General features: G+C 70.8%; 18 protein-coding genes and 2 pseudogenes. 7 read left to right on the forward strand and 13 right to left on the reverse strand.

Annotated elements, in window-relative coordinates; genetic code table 11:
* Positions 1-10 precede the first annotated feature (10 nt).
* Positions 11-811 carry a GntR family transcriptional regulator gene (locus RV986_RS47095; RefSeq protein ID WP_475924680.1) on the forward strand — a complete coding sequence of 267 codons (801 nt, stop codon included), beginning with the start codon at positions 11-13 and terminating at the stop codon, positions 809-811.
* Positions 812-924: 113 nt separating this feature from the next.
* Here the strand turns inward: RV986_RS47095 and RV986_RS47100 are convergent, their stop codons facing one another.
* The 4 genes from RV986_RS47100 to RV986_RS47115 form a co-directional block, all read right to left on the reverse strand.
* The gene (locus RV986_RS47100) at positions 925-1,086 is read right to left on the reverse strand and encodes a hypothetical protein (protein WP_475923234.1); all 162 of its coding nucleotides are present in this window, start codon (positions 1,084-1,086) and stop codon (positions 925-927) included.
* A 203-nt stretch (positions 1,087-1,289) separates the two neighbouring features.
* On the reverse strand, positions 1,290-1,451 hold the full coding sequence (locus tag RV986_RS47105) for a hypothetical protein (protein ID WP_475923235.1): 162 nt from the start codon (positions 1,449-1,451) through the stop codon (positions 1,290-1,292).
* A 285-nt stretch (positions 1,452-1,736) separates the two neighbouring features.
* A complete protein-coding gene (locus RV986_RS47110; protein ID WP_475923236.1) occupies positions 1,737-2,933 on the reverse strand; it encodes a helix-turn-helix domain-containing protein in 1,197 nt (398 codons plus the stop codon).
* 229 nt (positions 2,934-3,162) lie between these two features.
* Complete coding sequence (locus RV986_RS47115) at positions 3,163-3,528, reverse strand: hypothetical protein (RefSeq protein WP_475924755.1); 366 nt, start codon at positions 3,526-3,528, stop codon at positions 3,163-3,165.
* Between RV986_RS47115 and RV986_RS47120 the strand changes: the two genes are divergently transcribed.
* The 3 genes and pseudogenes from RV986_RS47120 to RV986_RS47130 form a co-directional block, all read left to right on the forward strand.
* Positions 3,521-4,066: a hypothetical protein gene (locus tag RV986_RS47120; RefSeq protein ID WP_475923237.1), complete on the forward strand. Its 546-nt coding sequence runs from the start codon at positions 3,521-3,523 to the stop codon at positions 4,064-4,066. The two genes, RV986_RS47115 and RV986_RS47120, sit on opposite strands and share 8 nt — an antisense overlap.
* A 74-nt stretch (positions 4,067-4,140) precedes the next feature.
* The gene (locus RV986_RS47125; RefSeq protein ID WP_475923238.1) at positions 4,141-4,347 is read left to right on the forward strand and encodes a hypothetical protein; all 207 of its coding nucleotides are present in this window, start codon (positions 4,141-4,143) and stop codon (positions 4,345-4,347) included.
* Positions 4,260-4,551, forward strand: a pseudogene (locus RV986_RS47130) (transposase); the annotation flags it as partial. The gene RV986_RS47125 and the pseudogene RV986_RS47130, both read left to right, overlap by 88 nt.
* A gap of 94 nt (positions 4,552-4,645) precedes the next feature.
* On the opposite strand, the gene RV986_RS47135 reads toward RV986_RS47130, so the two are convergent.
* The 8 genes and pseudogenes from RV986_RS47135 to RV986_RS47170 form a co-directional block, all read right to left on the reverse strand.
* Positions 4,646-5,101: a type II toxin-antitoxin system PemK/MazF family toxin gene (locus RV986_RS47135; RefSeq protein ID WP_475923239.1), complete on the reverse strand. Its 456-nt coding sequence runs from the start codon at positions 5,099-5,101 to the stop codon at positions 4,646-4,648.
* Positions 5,102-5,186: 85 nt separating this feature from the next.
* Positions 5,187-6,044, reverse strand: coding sequence for a siderophore-interacting protein (locus RV986_RS47140; RefSeq protein WP_475923240.1), 858 nt, complete (start codon positions 6,042-6,044; stop codon positions 5,187-5,189).
* A complete protein-coding gene (locus RV986_RS47145) occupies positions 6,029-6,415 on the reverse strand; it encodes a hypothetical protein (protein WP_475923241.1) in 387 nt (128 codons plus the stop codon). Before RV986_RS47145 ends, RV986_RS47140 begins: the two co-directional genes overlap by 16 nt.
* A 46-nt stretch (positions 6,416-6,461) precedes the next feature.
* Positions 6,462-6,890, reverse strand: a pseudogene (locus RV986_RS47150) (substrate-binding domain-containing protein); the annotation flags it as partial.
* A 36-nt stretch (positions 6,891-6,926) separates the two neighbouring features.
* Positions 6,927-7,778 (reverse strand): IclR family transcriptional regulator, encoded by an 852-nt coding sequence (locus RV986_RS47155; RefSeq protein ID WP_475923242.1) that lies wholly within the window; start codon positions 7,776-7,778, stop codon positions 6,927-6,929.
* Between the two features lie 303 nt (positions 7,779-8,081).
* Positions 8,082-9,575 carry a flotillin family protein gene (locus tag RV986_RS47160; RefSeq protein WP_475923243.1) on the reverse strand — a complete coding sequence of 498 codons (1,494 nt, stop codon included), beginning with the start codon at positions 9,573-9,575 and terminating at the stop codon, positions 8,082-8,084.
* A gap of 146 nt (positions 9,576-9,721) precedes the next feature.
* Positions 9,722-9,940, reverse strand: a complete 219-nt coding sequence (locus RV986_RS47165) for a hypothetical protein (RefSeq protein WP_475923244.1) — start codon at positions 9,938-9,940, stop codon at positions 9,722-9,724.
* Positions 9,941-9,993: 53 nt separating this feature from the next.
* A complete protein-coding gene (locus tag RV986_RS47170) occupies positions 9,994-11,418 on the reverse strand; it encodes an amidase (RefSeq protein WP_475923245.1) in 1,425 nt (474 codons plus the stop codon).
* Positions 11,419-11,589: 171 nt separating this feature from the next.
* Here RV986_RS47170 and RV986_RS47175 point away from each other — a divergent pair, with 171 nt between their 5' ends.
* The 3 genes from RV986_RS47175 to RV986_RS47185 all read left to right on the forward strand — a co-directional run bounded on the left by RV986_RS47175 (position 11,590) and on the right by RV986_RS47185 (position 15,423).
* On the forward strand, positions 11,590-12,624 hold the full coding sequence (locus RV986_RS47175; RefSeq protein WP_475923246.1) for a LacI family DNA-binding transcriptional regulator: 1,035 nt from the start codon (positions 11,590-11,592) through the stop codon (positions 12,622-12,624).
* Between the two features lie 146 nt (positions 12,625-12,770).
* Positions 12,771-13,949 carry a 4-hydroxybenzoate 3-monooxygenase gene (locus tag RV986_RS47180; protein WP_475923247.1) on the forward strand — a complete coding sequence of 393 codons (1,179 nt, stop codon included), beginning with the start codon at positions 12,771-12,773 and terminating at the stop codon, positions 13,947-13,949.
* A 37-nt stretch (positions 13,950-13,986) separates the two neighbouring features.
* Positions 13,987-15,423: an aldehyde dehydrogenase family protein gene (locus RV986_RS47185; protein ID WP_475923248.1), complete on the forward strand. Its 1,437-nt coding sequence runs from the start codon at positions 13,987-13,989 to the stop codon at positions 15,421-15,423.
* Between the two features lie 21 nt (positions 15,424-15,444).
* On the opposite strand, the gene trxA is transcribed toward RV986_RS47185, so the two are convergent.
* A complete protein-coding gene (trxA, locus tag RV986_RS47190) occupies positions 15,445-15,822 on the reverse strand; it encodes a thioredoxin (RefSeq protein WP_475923249.1) in 378 nt (125 codons plus the stop codon).
* Positions 15,823-15,910: the final 88 nt, after the last annotated feature.

A 15,910-nucleotide genomic window follows, 5' to 3' on the forward strand; every position in this document is an offset into this window, starting at 1 on the left:
CGTGTTGCCGATGAAGGGAAAATCGGCATCGAAGAGGGTGCGCTTGCGAGGGCTCATCGCGATGGGCTCGGATTGCCAGAGTTCGATCGTTAATCGGGTTCGCGAGAAGCCTCGCCGGATCTTATTCCGGCGGGGCTTCTCGGGTGTTCTGGAACGCCGGATCCGCTCCGGCAGCCTCACCCCGGGGATCAAGCTGCCGGGCCGTGAAGCACTCGCCGACCACTACGCGGTACCGGTCCGCGTGATTGACACGGCGGTCAGCCTGCTCGTACGCAACGAATGGCTCCGCTACGAGGACGAAGAGCACAGCCATGACGCCTATGCGCGCGACGCGGACGATCCCGCCCTCGGGCGGCATCTCGCCCACGCGGCCCTTGTCCAGAAGATCCGCAACGGCTCGTTGCCCAAGGGCACCCGGCTGACCGCAGCGGAGGCCGCCGAGGCCATCGGCCACAGTGAGGGGAACACTGAGCAGGCCCTGGCCGCGCTGGCCCTGGAAGGACATGCCCGCAAGGGCTACAAGAACCCGCGCAAGAAGGTTCCCTCCCGCACCCGGCCGAGCGAGCCGCAGCCGGAAGAACTGGCGTACGTCATCAGCGAAAGCCTCTTCTGGGGCGAACCGGCAGACGCGGGGGGTACCGGCGACGGTTCCGCACAGTCGCCGCAGTCCGCGCCGCCAGGGTCCGGGGACGTCGACCCGGCGGGCAAGCTGGACCTGATTTTGGAGCAGATGGCCGACATGCGCGAGCGTCTTGAGCGCCTGGAGCAGGCAAGCCAGGGCCGAGGCGCCAAGCGTCCCAAGGGCGCCTGACGGCAGGCAGTGAAGATCCCCGGAGAGCCATGGCCTTCCGGGGATTTCCGTTGGCTGCCTGATCCGGCCGGGTGGGACGGGCGTCGGCCGGAACGGGAGATCGCGATGGGCGGTCAGTCGAGCGGGACGGGATGGGGTCTGTCCCGCTCCTCGTACTCGGTCTCCAGGTCGTCCACGGTGTCGAGGTCGTTGTAGGCGAGTGCGGGCAGGCGTGCTCCTCGGCTCACTGCGATCCGGTGGACGTTCGTCAGTGCCTCGGTCAACTGGACTGCCAACAGGTGTAGTTCGCCAGGCGTCCACTGGCGCCCGTCCAGAATGTGGCGTGCCTCCTGAACGACTTCACCGGCCAAGCCGAGTTGAGCTGACTCCATGTTGTCAGCGAGGCGCGACAGGTATCCGGTCCCGTCGCCTGCGAGGTAACAGGGTTTTCCTTCCGGCCCGGCCCAGGGGAGCAGGCGGACCTGATTCGTGAGGCTCATCAGGCTCGCCCCTCCATGCTGCGAGTCAGCAGGGAGCCGGTGTCGACTCCGTGCACGGCCAGCCACAGTACGCGCCGCGGTGCCCGTCGGCACTGCTGCTCCCGCTGTTCGTGCGCGAGCGGGTACGGGCGGACCAGTCCGATGTCCTCACCGTGCAGCACCGGGGCAGCGGGTACGCGGGGCGGACATTCAGTGGATGCCTCCACAACGAGGAGGGCGGAACGGGAATCCGGTGCGCGGTGGCGGCCCGGTGCAGGCCGTAGCAGCCGTAGCAGTAGTTCGAAGATGTGGGCGATACAGTGCGGCACGTCGGCGCTCCTTGTCAGCGTTGGCCACGCCCCCGGACCGTTCGCCCGGTCGCGGGGGTCCTGACTGAGCGTCAGCCTGCCGACCGGCGATGCACAGCAGTTGCACCAAGCGGTGCAACTCCTCTCGCCGGGAACCTGCTATATGCCGACCCACTCCGCGTACTGCGCCAGCGAACTGTTACGTGTCCGTTCCTGCCGTTTGAGGGCCAGCACGGTGTCCCGCACGGTCGGGTGGTAGCGGGTCTGCTGTGGCGCGATGCGCCGGGCCTGGTGCAGGCAGTCCAGCGCTTCCTCCGGGTGGCCGGCCCAGGCATGGGAGCGGCCGAGATCCATCCAGTGGTGTCCGGCACGGGAACGGGTCCAGCCTCGCGGGATGTGCACATCCTGGGCGAGTTCGATCGCGCGGCCGAAGTCGTCCATCTCCGAGGCGATGGCCACCGCATGCACACCGACGTTCACCGGCCCCCAGGTGACGCCAAAATCGGGCAACTCGCCCGTGGCCCGGGCCAGAGAGCGAGCCTCGGCCAGGCGGGCATCCGCCTGGTCCCGGTCCTGCATCCGCCCCGCGATCACCGCAGCCCGCAGATGCATCACACCCCGCATGGCCTCAACGCCTGCCGGGCGGCGCGCCTCCAGGCCGTCGAGATCCCGCAGAGCGCGGTCAATCACCCGCAGACCCACGTCGTACCGGCCGGACGACATCGTGGTCTGTGCGCGAAGATAGGCATACATGGCGGCCAGCCCCGGCTCGTCGGCGCGCGGCGCGATCCACGCCAGCCGGTCCAGCGCAACGGTAGCCAGGTCGATATAGCCGAAGTTCCACGCCACGGTGAACACACACCGGAACGTCCCCGCCAGACACTCGTAGGCCAGCCGCTGCTCTTCCCCGGTGCTGGTGTGCACCACCTGCACCGACTCATCGATCAACCCGGGCAGGTCGCGCACCATGTCCGTGTACTGCGCCTGCCGGCGTTGCACGAGGGCCCGTTGGACATCAGCCCGGATCAACGCGGCCGGACGCGGAACCGTCTCCCAGCCGAGAGCGACATCCCAGCTCTCCAGCCCCTCACGGATCGGCTGGATCAAGGCGTCCATACGGTCCCGCCGCAACTCCTCGGCATACGGCTGCCCCAGCAGATCGGACGTCGAGACGCCCAGCGCGCGGGCACAGGCAGCAACAAGAGCCGGAGAGGCAGCCTTCTGCCCGCACTCCACCTTCGACAACAGCGACTTCGACACGTGAGCCCGCATCGCCAGGCCCTGCTGCGTCAGGCCGCGCTGCTTCCGGATACGGGCGATCCGAGCGCCGGTGTGCTCCTCAATGCTCTGCGACACGGCGAACTCCGTTCTGCGGCAACACTTCAGACGGTACCCCTGCAACACGGCCCCGGACCGGCCGAACAACGATCACCCCGGCTGCCCGCAGAATCACACCGGCCAGTCCGATGCTTCGGACCACACTCCAGCCGAACGACCAGCCGACGGCCACAGCACAGCACGAAGGCGGTGTCGAGTCTCAGGTGATGCTTGAGGGGTTGGCGTCGGGTGATGCTTGACGTCTGCCCTAGACGATCTTCCGGCGGTTGTGTTCGCCGGACTTGCGGACCACCACGTCTTTCCTGGTCACTCGGGGGACGGTGGTGATCAGGTCGGTTCCGAGGAAGACCCGGATGGTCTGGCAGGCATCCGATGGATGAGAGTTGATGACGGAAAAGATGAGAGAATTCATGGACAGGTCGACGGGATTAACCCTGGTTGCGGTCGCGGCAAGCTCGCTGTTGCTGACCACGGGGTGTGGTGGGCACGACTCGAATGCGGGCAATCCCTCGGCGTCAGGCGGGAAGACTTCTGCGGCTGCGAGGCCGGCTGCCTCCGGCGGGAAGGCGGCGCCGACGCTGACGCGGAAGCAACTTGAGAGCGCTGTGGTCAAGAGCGGCGATGTGCCGGGCTTCGAGGTGGCCGTTCCGAAGTCACCGTCCGGGCCCATCGGCGGGGCGCGCATGGTGGCTGACAAACCGGCCTGTCAGCCCGTCGCCGACGCGCTGAGTGAAACCGGAGCCGTCAAGCCGGTCGCGACCGTGGAGCGCAGTGCGGCTGCGAAGAACCTTTCCGGGGTCATGGTGCGTGTTCGGCTTGCCTCGTATTCCGGCGGGGATACCGACAAGGTTATGGCCAACTTGTCGAACGCGGTTTCCGACTGTAAGAGCTTCACGGGTTCCAGCGGCAACGACAGTGACCACGTGGGGGTGGCGAATTATGACGATTACCTCACGGCTCAGGGTTCCGTCGGCCTCCGGCTGACGACGAAGGTCGGAAAGCAGACGCTGCCCCTCTATCTGGATGTCGGCCGTGTGGGAAACACGGTGGAGTACTTCGTGACCTTCAATGTCACCGGAGACGACCCCGTCGTCGGCTCGACCGAGGTGGAGATCCCGCAAACCGTCAAACTTACGACCGCGGACCGCTGACACCAGTCGAGAAGAGTGACGGTCCGCAGCGCTGCTCCGCGAAGCTTCTTCCGCCGCTCCCTCAGCCCGGCCCTGTGTTGGACACCGGGGCTCCGGCCGCGGCGTTCACCGCCGCGGTTCGGCAGGGCGACGGCAGTGAGGGCCCGGTGAAGGTGGTCATCTTCCGCGAGGGTTCCACGCTCGGGTACTTCACCACGATCAACACCGCGCACATGCCCGCCGACAAAGACTTCGACCTCCCGACGGACCCGATCGACGCGCGGGCCGCCGAGCTGGGGTAGCGAGAGTGCGCATCGCCCGCAAGGGGATCGAGTCCAGCGAACGTTTGGGCCGCCGAAGGTGGGTGATCGAACGGACCATGCCGGCTGTCCGGCTACCGCAGACTCAGCCCCCGCTACGAACGCCATCCCCGCAACTACCTGGCCTTTCTCTGCCTCGCCGCGGCCCTCTGCTGCTACAAACGATTCCTCCGCCTCACCACATAGGACACCCTCTTAGGAGTGCGGGGTCGCGACACCGTGCGGCTTCGCCGCGTGGGAGCGACCAGCTGCGACGCCCCCGCAGCCTACCTACGGGCCGTCAACGCCACCCGTACCGCTCCCGCAGCCGATGTACCACCGAGTTGAACCGCATCCGGTCCAGCGCGCACGCCTCGCGGCGCATCCCGGACTCGTGCAGCCGCAGTACCCGGTCCACATCCACCCAGGAGTCCCGGCCCGAGCGGTCCCACGGCCCGCTCCCGATCGGGACCCACTCCCGGTCCCCGTCGTGCCGTTTGCTCGACAGTTGGACGGCGAGCAGGGTGCCGGTGTCCTCGCGGGCGACGACGAGCACGGGACGGTCCTTGCCCCGGCCGTCGTTCTCCTCGAACGGCACCCATGTCCAGACGATCTCGCCGGGATCGGGGTCGCCGTCGTGCGCGGGCGAGTACTCCGTCCGCACCCGTCCGACTTCGCGGGGCTCGGCCTCGGTGGTGGCGGAAGGGCCGTAGCGGCCGGGGACGTCAGCGGCGCTGTCATCGGTAAAGGCAGTCACGCGGCTCACGTTAGAGCCTGCCCGGACCAACTCGCGGACCGGGGTGTTGTGATGCCCGCAAGGTGCCCTGCCCTGCGCGAACGTGTCAGGGGCGGCGGGTCCCCGATCCGCCGCGGCGGCCCGCGGTCGAGGGGCGGTCCGGCTCGCCCGTGTCCTCGGTGCGGGCGAAGTCGGACTTCCAGACCCGGAAGCCGTCCTCCGACCTGCCGCGCCGCCAGTAGCCGGAGACGGACACCTGCGTACGCGGCAGACCGCGCTCGGCGAGGAGATGGGGCCGCAGCCCGTGCATGACCTCCTGCGCCTCGCCGTGCACGAACGCGTGCACTCGGCCGGGCAGCCAGTCCATCTCCCGTACGGCGGCTTCCAGTGGGTTCCCTTGATCGCTTCCGCTCCGGTGGACGAAGGTCACCTCGCCGTTCTCCGGGAGAGGCAGGTCCGGTTCGTGTGCGGGGGAGTCGACGAGGGCCACGACCCTGGCCACCGCGTCCCCGGGCAACTCGGCCAGCGCGGCCGTGATCGCCGGGAGGGCGGACTCGTCGCCCACCAGCAGATGCCAGTCGGCGGTCGGGTCGGGCCGGTAGCCGCCTCCGGGCCCGTTGACCATGAGCCGGTCCCCCTTGGTGGCGGCCGCGGCCCAGGGACCGGCGATGCCTTCGGCACCGTGGATCACGAAGTCGATGGCCAGCGTCCCCGACCCGAGGTCGGGGAAGAGCGCGGTGTACGTACGGACGGCGGGCAGGTCCTCGGGCGGCAGCTCGCGGCGCAGGGCGCGCAGGTCGAGAGGCTCCGGGTAGTGGACGCCTTCCTTCGGGAACACCAGCTTCACATAGCGGTCGGTGTCGACGCTGTCGGCGAAGGCCGAGAGGTCCTCGCTGTGGAACCACACCCGGCGCAGGCCGGGCGTCAGCATCTCGGTGCGCGTCACGGTCAAATGGGTTGCCACCACAGCTCCTTCGTCGACAACTCCCCGAATTCGTTCCTCCGCGCTACCTGTGCCCGGTGCGGCGAGGAGTGCGGAGCGGGAAGTTCCTTCGCGCACGAGACTCGCAGCCGGGAGGGACACCGGCAATGCCGGGGCGGTGAACCAATGGTTGCGGCGAACGAGTTCGCGTCTCCCGGCTCCCACGGGTCACGCGCCATGACCGGGTGGAGAGTTCGTTCCTGGCCGCCGACGCCGCCGACGCCGCCGCCGCCGCCGACGCCGCCGCCGCCGACGCCGCCGCCGCCGCCGACGCCGCCGCCGCCGACGCCGCCGCCGACGCCGACGCCGACGCCGCCGACGCCGCCGACGCCACCGACGGCACCGGGGGCCACGGCCCGGGCCCGCGGCCGGAACCGCGCCGCCGTCCTCCCCCCCCGGCTACCAGGCGCGGGCCGCGTGCTGCAGGCGATCGCGGACCCGTACGACGTCCGGGTTGGCGTCGGCGCCGGGGCGCTGGACGAGGAAGAGGGTGTTGAGCGGCGGCTCGGCGGGGTCGTGGAGCAGCACGAGACGGCCGTCGGCGAGGTGTTCCTGGCACAGGGAGCGGGGCAGCACGCTGTAGCCGGCGCCCGCGCCGACCGCGGACACGACCGCGTACAGGTTCGGCACGGTGACCGCGGCGCGGGCGGCGAGCTGACGGCCGAAGACATTGCGCCAGTACCGGCGCACGATGGGCAGGTCCTCGGCGTAGGTGACCAGGGGTATGTCGCGGACCGCGGTGCCGGGGTCGTCGGCCGCCGGGTGTGCCGCGACGTGGCGCGCCCAGCCCGGTGCCGCGACCAGGAGGTACTCCTCGTCCGCCGGCGGCGTCGGTCGTCCTTGGTGTGGTGCCCGGCGGACGGCTCAGTCGCCGAAGGCGCTGCGCTCCATGGCCTGTGAGATGGCCCTGCTCACCGACTCCAGCAGGTGGCTGTAGCGCCTGACGTCCGCCCGGGCGGCGATGGCCGTGATCGACAGGGCGGCCACCGTCCCGCCGTCCGCGCCCACCAGCGGAACGGCGACGGACAGGTAGCCGACCCGGATTTCCTCGCGTTCCACGGTCACCCGGTCCTGACGTATGCGTCGCAGCTCTTCCCGCAGACGCCGGGGCGAGGTGATCGTGTGGGAGGTGAAGGGACTCAGACCGCTGTGGACGACGTCCCGCAGGACGTCCGGGCCGGCGTCGGCCAGCAGGACACGTCCGGTCGCCGTGCAGTGCAGCGGCATCCGCCCCGCGACCCGTGTCGGACGGGCGGTGAGCGCGTTGGAGGAGAGCTTCTCCACGTACAGTACGTCGAGCCCGTCGCGCACCCCGAGGTGGACGGTCTCGTTCGTCGCCTTGAGCAGATACTCCATGTAAGGGCGGCACAGATCGCGCAGCAGGCGCTGACGGGACACGTTCTGCCCCAGCTCGAACAGGCGCATCCCGAGCTGGTAGTCGGTGCCCCGGCGTTCCAGGACTCCCCAGTCGATGAGGTCCTGGGCGAGGCGGTGGACGGTCGCCTTCGCGATGCCCGTCTCCCGGGCGAGTTCGGACAGCGACAACTGATCGCGTTCGACGCTGAACGCCTCCAGGATCAGCCGGGCCTTGCCGAGTACGCTCTTGTGCGGGTCCTGACGCGGGCCGGGCTCCCGCACCAGGCTCAGCGGTGGGACGTCCGCGTCGAGCGGCTCGACCGCGGCGGCTGCCGTGCTCTGCGCGGGTGCCTCGGACACGTCCGGTCTCCTCTGTCCTGCGGGGGGGATTGCGGGACGGTGCTGTCGCACGGGGAAGGGATATTTTCGGCCAACGCGCCGAGAGTACTCACGCCGGGGCGGTGCCGCGCAAGTACCGACCCCGTCACAGCGCTGTGGGCCCTCGCATCCGAGGGCCCACAGCTGAGGCGAACGCCCGCGAGCGGGCATGGAACCGCCCGCGGGCACACGGGGGACGATCCCGGATCACTCCTCGTCGTCCCCCACCGGCATCACTTCCTGTCGTCGCCCACGGGCATCACTTCCTGTCGTCGCCCACCGGCATCACTCCTTGTCGTCCCTCTCCACCGGCACCTTCTCCGAGCGCGGCGCTACGAACCCGTTGAGGTCGGCCGCGGTCTTCTTGCCCGCGTTGTCGTCCTGGTTCATCGACGAGAGCAGCTGACGGGCGAGGCCCAGCCCCGTGCCGCCCATGGTGAGCGCCTTGGCGAACATGTCCGACATGCCGTCGGCGCCGTTGAGCAGCACCATGTGGTCGACGTTCCCGAACGCGCTGGCGCCCGCCTGGACGATCTCCGGCCAGTTCTCGGCGAGCTGCTGGGCGACCACCGCCTCCTGGTTCTCGGCGAGGGCGGCCGCCCTCGCCTTGATGGTCTCCGCCTCGGCGAGACCCTGCGCGCGCGTCGACTCGGCGGCGGCGAGGCCCTTGGCCTGGGCCGCGGCGGCCTCGGCCTCACCGGTGGCCTTGGTCGCCATGGCGGCGGCCGCACCCCGTGCCTTGGTCGCCTCGGCCTCGGCGTTCGCGGCCGTCTTGACCCGGTTCGCCTCCGCCGCGGCCGCGAGCTCGGTCTCCTTGGCCTTGGCCTGCGCCGCCGAGATACGCGCGTCACGCTCGGCCTCGGCCCGCGCCCGCGTCTCGTAGGCCTTCGCGTCCGCCGGCTTGCGGACGTCCGCCTGGAGCTGCTGCTCGCGGCGGAGGGCATCGAGTTCGGCGATGCGTGTCTCCTGGACGACGACGTCCTGCCGGGCGGCCGCGTCGGCGAGCGGTCCGGCCTGCCGGGCCTTCGCCGCCGCCTTGTCACGCTCGGCCTGGTACCCGGCCTGCAGGATCTCGCTGTCCCGGGTGGCCTCCGACATCCGCGCCGCGGCCTTCTGCTCGGCCTCGGTGGCGAGACGATTCGCCTCCGCCTGCGCGATGCGCGCGTCCCGCTGTACGGCGGCGGCGTGCGGCATCGCGAGGTTCTTGATGTACCCGGTCGGGTCCTCGATCTCGTGGATCTGCAGTGAGTCGACGATCAGACCGAGCTTCTCCATCTCCGTACCGCACGCGGCCCGGGTCTGGCCGGTCAGCTTCTCCCGGTCGCGGATCATGTCCTCGACGGTCAACCCGCCGACGATGGACCGCAGATGACCGGCGAACACGTTGTGCACCCGCTCCGACATCATCTTCTGCTGGTCGAGGAAGCGACGACCCGCGTTGGCGATCGACACGAAGTCGTCGCCCACCTTGAAGATGACCACGCCCCGTACCTTCAGCGGAATGCCCTGCGTGGTCACACAGTCCACGTGCAGCTCGGTCTCGTTGAGGTCCAGCGAGATCTTGCGCACCGCCTGCACGCCCGGCAGTACCAGCGTGCCGCGCCCCGTCACGATGCGGAATCCCATGCCCTCTTCGAGGCCCTCGGTCCGATGCTTCGAACCGGAGATGATCAGTGCTTCGTTGGGCTCCGCGACACGCCACATGAGCTTGAAGACCACAACGATGAAGATCAGTGCGAGGACAACAACCCCCGCCACGACGCCGACAACCATCGGCATACGCCCCCTTTTGATGGTGCCCTGTCGGCACCGAACGAACGGGAGTGTGCTCCTCGGCAGGGCCGGGGTACAGACGCTGACGCATCCTTGTTGCAATCTTGACGCACACCGCTCTCACCTGGGGCGGAGGGTGCACAGACGAGCTGTCAACTGTCGTACGCGGCCGATACGTACACCGTGCGCGGCGGCAGGTACTCGACCACCATGACCACCGTGCCGCACTCGATCCGCTCCTTCGCCACGGCGGGGTAGGCGAGGAAGTGCTCGGCGCCGCCGCGGACCCGGACGATCACCTCGCCGACGAGCCCGGGCCCGATCGTGCCGGTGACCCGCCCCATCAATCCGACCATCGACGCATCGTCCATGGGCCCAGCGTACGGCCGGAATCCGCTGGTCAGTGCCTCCGTGCCGAACTCGCCTACACCGCCGGGGAATTCGCCGGCGCCCCGTGCGGCGGCCACTGTTCGTGCCAGCGCTGGTCGGCCTCCAACTGGGCGGCCAGCGAGACGAGCAGCGGCTCGCTGTTCGCCGGGCCGAGGAGCTGGGCGCCGACGGGCAGGCCGTCGCCGACGAAACCCGCGGGGACATTGACGCCCGGCCAGCCCAGGATGTTCCACGGCCAGGCGTAGGGGCAGGCGGCGATCATGGCCCGGTCGGTGCCGAGGCCGCTCAGGTTGACCATCGAGCCGATGCGCGGCGGGGGTGCGGCCGTCGTCGGCGCCAGCAGGACGTCATAGGTGTCGAACAGCGCGCCGATCCGGCGGTGCAGGGTGACCTCGGCGCGCCGGGCCACCCGCAGGGGCGCGCCGCCGAGCAGCCGGCCGAGCCGGGCGGCGCCCAGGGTCCGCCGGTCGAGGAGGTGCGGGTGGGGCAGGTCGCGGACCCGTTCGGCGATCCCGGCCGTGGCGCGCGGGATGAACGTGAGCCCGATCTGTCCGTAGCGCGGCTCCGCCTCCTCCACCGTGTGGCCGAGCGCCGCGAGCCGTTCCGCGAGTGCGACGATCCGTGCCCGTACGACGGGGTCGAGCCGCGCGGGCAGCGCCGTGAACGGCGGTTTCAGGGACAGCGCGATCCGTAGCCGGCCCGGCTCGCGGCCCACCGCGTCGGACACCCGCAGGGTGGGCGGGCGGTGCAGATCGCCGTCGTGGTTGCCGCTCGCCGCGTCGAGGAGCAGAGCCGCGTCCGCGACCGTGCGGCCGAGTGTTCCGTTGACCGTGATGCCCTGGAAGGACTCCGCGCGCGGCCAGGTCGAGATACGTCCGCGCTGTGGCTTGATCCCGATCAGGTGGGTCCAGGAGGCCGGGATACGCACCGAGCCCGCCCCGTCCGAGCCGAGCGCCGCCGGCACCAGCCCCGCCGCCACCGCCGCCGCGGAGCCGCCGGACGAGCCGCCCGGGGTGTGCTCGGCGTGCCAGGGATTGCGGGTGGCGCCGAAGGCAGGCCCCTCGGTGAAGGGCCACTGGCCCAGTTCGCAGGTGTTGGTCTTGCCGATGACGATCGCCCCGGCCGCGCGCAGCCGGCGTACCGCCTCCCCGTCCTCGGCCTCGGGCGGGAAGACGCCCCGGCAGCCGAACGCGGTCGGTTCGCCCGCCACGTCCATGTCGTCCTTCACCGCCACCGGCACTCCGAGCAGCGGCCGCCGCACCCCCGCCGCCAGTTCCCTGTCCGCCGCCTCGGCCTCGGCGAGCGCCGCCTCGCCGCGCACCACACGGAAGGCGTTCAGGGTGCGCTGGGTCGCCTCGATCCGGGTCAGCGCCCGCTCCACCAGCTCGCGCGCGCTCACCTCCCCGGCGGCGAGGGCGCGAGCGCACTCCGCCAGACTTGCGGCACGGTCGTGAGCCATACGGGACCACCTCCGGAGGCACGTCGTCTACCGCACGGTAACCGCCTGACGGGTCATCCGGCATCCGATGCGAAAGTTCCGCCGCCGGAAGGGGTGTTCCGGCCCGGGCGGCTCGCGGGGTTCCCCCGGCGCGAAAGGGCGCGCGGGGCTTCTGCAAGGATGCGACACGTCATGGTGCAGATACCGAAACAGCCCGTCCCGCCGTCGCCCGCACAACGACCCGTGCCGACGAGTGCCGATGTGGCCCGCCTGGCAGGCGTCTCCCGGGCCACCGTCTCGTACGTTCTGAACAACACCAGCGCCGTCCGGATCAGCGAGCCCACCCGCCGCCGCGTCCACGCGGCGGCCAAGGAACTCGGTTACGTCCCGCACGCCGCCGCCCGCTCCCTGCGCGCCGGGCACAGCCGTATGGTCCTGATGCCCACCCCGGATGTGCCCGTGGGGCCGCTCTACAGCCAGTTCCTCAACGAACTTCAGTGGGCACTGGGCCGTTTGGACTACACCGTCGTCCAGTACGGCAGTGTCGGCCTCTACGGCGACGAGGCCGCCCGCGCCTGGGCCGAGCTGCGGCCGGTGGCCGTCCTGGTGCCCGGCAGCGACCTCGGTCCGCAGGGCGTGGCCGTCCTCAAGCGCTCCGGCGCCCGGGCCGTGGTCACGCTCGGCCCCGAGTGCGTCGAGGGCGCGCACGCGCTGCTCATGGACCACGACCGGGTCGGCCACAGCGCGGGCGCCCATCTGCTGGCCCGTGGCCGTCGCCGGATCGGCGTAGTGGTTCCCGAGGAACCCGGCCTGGAGACCTTCTCCAAGTCCCGGCTCGACGGCGTACGCCGTGCGCTGACCGGTGCCGAGGCCTCGGTGACCGAGCTGCCGCTGGCGTACGAGGAGGGGTCCGCCGCCCGGCTCGCGGCGCGCTGGCGCGCGCTCGGCCTGGACGCCGTGTTCGCCTACAACGACGAGTACGCGATGCTGCTGATGCGCGCGCTCCAGGAGGAGGGCGTCGGCATCCCGGACGAGGCGGCCGTGATCGGCGCCGACGACCTGATGCTCGGCCGCCTGCTGCGGCCCCGCCTCAGCACGGTGCACATCGAGCTGCCGTCCGGGCGCGACCTCGCGGAACTGGTCGACCGCGCGGTGCGCGAACCGGGGATGGCGCCCGAGGCCCACGAGGTACTGGGCGCGCGGGTGGTGCACCGCGACTCCAGCTGAGAGAGGCTGGAGCCGGTCCCCGGCGGGACCGGGCATGTCCGTGCTTGACCGGTCATGCCTCGCCCGGACCGGTGAGACCCGCCCGGACCGGTGAGACCCGGCCGGGCCGGTGAGGTCCTGGCCGGACCGGACACGGGAGGCGCGTCATGCGGACCACGGTCGGCATCATCGGCGGCGGCCCCGCCGGGCTCCTGCTGGCCCGTTTGCTGCACCGCGCGGGCATCGACTGCGTCGTCCTGGAAAGCAGGCCGCGCGCCTACGCCGAACGGCGTCAGCGCGCCGGAATGCTGGAGCAGGGCACGGTCGACGCGCTGCGCGCCTGCGGCGCCGCCGACCGCCTGGACTCCGAGGGGATGGTCCACCACGGGATCGAGCTGCGCTTCGACCGTGAGCGCCACCACATCGACTTCCCCGCCCTCACCGGCGGCCGCACGGTCACGATCTACGCCCAGACGGAGCTGGTGAAGGATCTGATCGCCCTCCAACTCGCGGACGGGCCACCGCTGTTGTTCGCGGCCGAGGCGCTCGCCGTCGAGCGGCCGACGAGCGGGTCGCCGGTGGTGCGTTTTCTGCACGACGGCCACGAACAGACCCTCGGCTGCGACTACGTGGTCGGTTGCGACGGCTCCCACGGCATCTCCCGCGAGGCGTTCCCCACCGGGGCGAGCCGTACGTACGCGCACGACTATCCGTACTCCTGGCTCGGGATCCTCGCCGATGTGCCGCCCTCCTGCGAGGAGTTGGTCTACGCGCGGGGCGTCACGGGCTTCGCCCTGCACAGCATGCGCTCCCCGACGGTCTCGCGACTGTATTTACAGGTCCCGAACGGCACCGCCGCGGGCGACTGGCCCGACGAGCGCATCTGGGACGAACTCGCCGCGCGCTTCGCCGTCGACGGCGACTGGTACCTCGAACGCGGCCCCGTCATCGCCAAGTCGGTGACTCCTCTGCGGAGTTACGTCCACGAGCCGATGAGCCACGGACGGCTGTTCCTGGCCGGGGACGCGGCGCACATCGTGCCGCCGACCGGCGCCAAGGGCCTCAACCTCGCCGTCTCCGACGTACGGGTGCTGGCGCGCGGCCTCACCGAGCTGTACCGCACGGGGTCGAACCGACTCCTCGACCGCTACTCGCGGGTGTGCCTGGAGCGGGTGTGGCAGGCCACCCGCTTCTCGTACGACATGACTAGGATGTTGCACGCTCAACCAAATGGGGATGCCTTCGACCACCGGATCCAGCTCGCCCGGTTGCGCCGGATCACGGCATCCCGCCACGCGGCCGCCGAACTGGCCGCGAATTACACGGGACTTCCGCTGGGACCGTGAGTCCCGGCGGTGATCAGTGAACGATCGGAGAGCCGACATGCCGTTGCTCGACCCCAATACCTGGCAGTCCCGCACCCTGGCCGGCGGTGCGTACGCCGTCACCGAGCCCGCCACCGGCGACACGCTGGCCACGGTCACGCTCTCTGCCGCCGAGGACGTCGCCACGGCCGCGCGGGAGGCCGCGGCTGCCCAGTCCGCCTGGGCCAAGGCGCCGCACTTCGTCCGCGCCGCCGTGCTGCGCAAGGCCGGCGACCTGTTCACCACGCACGCCGACGAACTGCGCGAGTGGATCGTGCGCGAGTCCGGATCCATCCCCGGCAAGGCCGACTTCGAACTGCACGTCGCGGCCCAGGAGTGCTACGAGGCCGCCGCCCTCGCCTCCCGCCCGAGCGGCCAGATCCTCCCGTCCGAGGCGCCCCGGCTGTCGTACACCCGACGCGTCCCGGTGGGCGTGGTGGGCGTGATATCCCCGTTCAACGCCCCGCTGATCTTCTCCATCCGCTCGGTGGCCCCGGCGCTCGCGCTCGGCAACGGGGTCGTCCTGAAGCCGGACCCGCGCACCGCCGTCTGCGGCGGCCTCGCGCTCGCCGCCGTCTTCGCCGAGGCCGGCCTCCCGGAGGGGCTGCTGCACATCCTGCCCGGCGGCCCGGAAGCGGGCCAGGCACTGGTCGCCGACCCGCGCGTACCGGTGATCTCCTTCACCGGCTCGACCGCCGCCGGACGCGCGGTGGGCGAGGCGGCGGGCCGTCTCCTCAAGCGCGCGCACCTGGAACTGGGCGGCAACTCGGCGCTGATCGTCCTGGAGGACGCCGACCTCGACGCGGTGATCTCCACGGCCGCGTGGGGCTCGTTCTTCCACCAGGGCCAGATCTGCATGACGACCGGACGTCACCTCGTCCACGCGTCCCTGTACGAGGAGTACGTCGAGCGGCTCGCCGCCAAGGCCGACTCGCTGGCCGTCGGCGACCCGCACCGCGAGCAGGTGCACCTCGGTCCCCTCATCGACAGCGCCCAACTCGCCAAGATCCAGGGGCTGGTGGAGTCCAGCACGGCGGGCGGGGCGAAGCTGGCGGCGGGCGGCACACACGAGAAGCTGTTCTACCGGCCGACCGTACTCGCGGGAGTCGACGAGGCGACGCCCGCGTACGCCGAGGAGGTCTTCGGCCCGGTCGCGCCCGTACGGTCGTTCAGCACGGCCGACGAGGCCGCGGCCCTCGCCGCGGCGGGACCGTACGGCCTCTCCCTGGGGATCGTCACCAGGGACACCGCGCGCGGACTGGACCTGGCCGAGCGCATCCCGACCGGGATCGTCCACATCAACGACCAGACCGTCAACGACGAGGCCGTGGCCCCCTTCGGCGGGATCGCCGCCTCCGGCACCGGCGCCCGCTTCGGCGGTGAGGCCAACCTGGAGGCCTTCACCGACGTGCGCTGGACGACGGTGCGCGGGGATGTGGCGCCCTACCCGTTCTGACCTGCGAAAGGTCCGCTCGGCCTACTTGGCCTGCTGAGCCTGCTGCTCCGCGATGGACTTGCGGACCTCGTCCATGTCCAGCTTGCGGGCCTGTCCGATGACGTCCTCCAGGGCCGCCTCGGGCAGGGCCCCGGGCTGGGAGAAGATCGCGACCTGGTCACGGACGATCATGAGAGTCGGGATCGACTGGATCTCGAAGGCCGCGGCCAGTTCGGGCTGCGCCTCGGTGTCGACCTTGGCGAAGACCAGGTCGGGGTTGGCCTCCGCAGCCTTCTCGTACACCGGGGCGAACTGACGGCACGGCCCGCACCAGGAGGCCCAGAAGTCGATCAGGACGAACTCGTTGTCCGTGACCGTCTGGTCGAAGTTCTCCTTGGTCAGCTCCATCGTGCTGCTCATGGCGTGACTACCTCTTCCTGATGTCGGGCCTCGGGCCTCGGGGCGAAGCCGGTGTGCACAACGCCACTCCGGGGCGGCGTATTCCGCG

The sequence above is a fragment of the Streptomyces sp. RLA012 genome (assembly GCF_056270325.1).